We start from the raw sequence: 275 nt of genomic DNA, 5'->3' as shown, positions 1-275 counted from the left end.
ACAAGGATTGCCGATCGAGATGAACCGCAACACCAAGGAGGGCATGTCGACCTGGGTGTGCGGCTACGTGCTGATGAAGGACGCGCTGGGCAAGCTCGACCAGGCCTATGATTTCCTGAACGCCGTCAACGCGCCCGACGTTTCGGAATACATGGTGAAGACCTTCGGCTACGGCCACGGCAACAGCGCCGGCATGGCGGCGATGGACCAGAAGCTGCTCACCGACCGCGGCTTCGACAATCTCGACAAATTCCTCGACAAGACGCTGTTCCAGC

Annotated in this window: 1 pseudogene; it reads left to right on the top strand. The window is 60.0% G+C overall.

Features of this window, described 5'->3' with window-relative positions:
* Positions 1-19: 19 nt before the first annotated feature.
* Positions 20-275, top strand: a pseudogene (locus EOD29_RS31680) (polyamine ABC transporter substrate-binding protein); the annotation flags it as partial.

It is taken from the genome of Mesorhizobium sp. M1A.T.Ca.IN.004.03.1.1, from assembly GCF_003997555.1.
Classification (GTDB): Bacteria; Pseudomonadota; Alphaproteobacteria; order Rhizobiales; family Rhizobiaceae; genus Mesorhizobium.
Note: the sequence above shows the minus strand (reverse complement) of the source record. Positions and strands in the feature narration are given on the sequence as shown.